Origin of the sequence: Nocardia sp. NPDC005746 (assembly GCF_040630785.1) — a bacterium.
In the GTDB taxonomy this organism is placed as follows: domain Bacteria; phylum Actinomycetota; class Actinomycetes; order Mycobacteriales; family Mycobacteriaceae; genus Nocardia.
In genome coordinates, this window is sequence record NZ_JBEXYE010000050.1 from 1 (window position 1) to 1,201 (window position 1,201).

Annotated in this window: 1 protein-coding gene; it reads left to right on the forward strand. The window is 64.0% G+C overall.

What is annotated here, in order from left to right; genetic code table 11:
* Positions 1 to 77 precede the first annotated feature (77 nt).
* A complete protein-coding gene (locus ABZ412_RS35830) occupies positions 78 to 1,190 on the forward strand; it encodes an IS630 family transposase (RefSeq protein WP_357289758.1) in 1,113 nt (370 codons plus the stop codon).
* Positions 1,191 to 1,201: the final 11 nt, after the last annotated feature.

Genomic DNA, 1,201 nt, shown 5'->3' on the forward strand with positions numbered 1-1,201 from the left:
CTAGTGCCGTGTCCGGGAAGGTTGATGCTGGAACCGTTGTCCGGGGTGGCGGGTTGATCCTCGGCCGGTGAGCGGTGATGCTGCCGGTGGAGGTGATGCCGGTGGCTCGCAAGCCGGATGTGTTCGTCAGAGCGGTGACCCCCGAAGAGGGCCGCAGGCTGGCTCAGATCGCTCGGCGCAGCAAGGTGCCAGTGCGGATGCGGCGGGCGGTAGTAGTGATGGCCTCGGCGCAGCATCAGCCGGTCGGGTTCATCGCGAAGCTGATGCAGGTGTCGGAATCGCATGTGCGGCAGGTGATCCACGACTTCAATGAGATGGGGTTCGACGCTCTGGACCCAAAATGGAGCGGGGGCAGGCCGGCGAAGACCGATCAGGCGACGCGTGATCGGATCTGTCAGATCGCCCGGTGCTGCCCCCGCGACCTGGGGTGGCCGTTCTCGACATGGAGCCTGTCGAAACTGGCGGAAGTGTTGCGGATCAACGGAATTGCCGATCTCAGCCGCGAGACCGTCCGGCAGATTCTCAAGACAGGTGGGGTGTCGTGGCAGGCCACGAAAACTTGGAAGGCCAGCAACGACCCGGATTTTCAGGCCAAGATGGCGCGGGTGCTCGACCTCTATGATCGCCCGCCGGACGACGGTCGAGTGATCTGCGTGGATGAGTTCGGGCCGCTGAACCTGCAACCCCGCAGTGGCCGAGGCTGGTTCGCTGCTCGACGGCCGCGCCGTCTGCGGGCGACCTACCGCCGCACCCAGGGTGTCCGGCATATGTTCGGTGCGCTGGACCTGCGGACCGGGCAGCTGTACTACCGGATCAGGGATCGAAAACGATGGACCGAGTTTCTGGGGTTCCTGAAGTCCCTGCGAGCTCGGTGGCCGGGGCAGAAACTGTATTTGATCTGCGACAACTACTCGGTCCATAAACGCGCCGAGGTCCGGACATGGTGCGCGGACAACGCCGTCGAACTCGTCTTCCTGCCCACGTATTCGTCGTGGCTGAACCGGATCGAGTGCGAGTTCGCCGCGCTGCGGTACTTCGCGCTCAATGGCACCGATCACCGCAGCCACGACGAACAAGACGACGCGATCGGTACCTACATCCGCTGGCGCAACCAGCACGCCAGACCCGTCCGCGACTTCGCAGTCGGATCCAAGATCCGCCGACCGGATTACCTATCCAACGTTGCCTGACGCGGCACTAG

Excerpts from the sequence above, each read along its gene's own strand:
- ABZ412_RS35830 (WP_357289758.1), top strand. The coding sequence starts at position 78 with ATGCTGCCGGTGGAGGTGATGCCGGTGGCTCGCAAGCCGGATGTGTTC.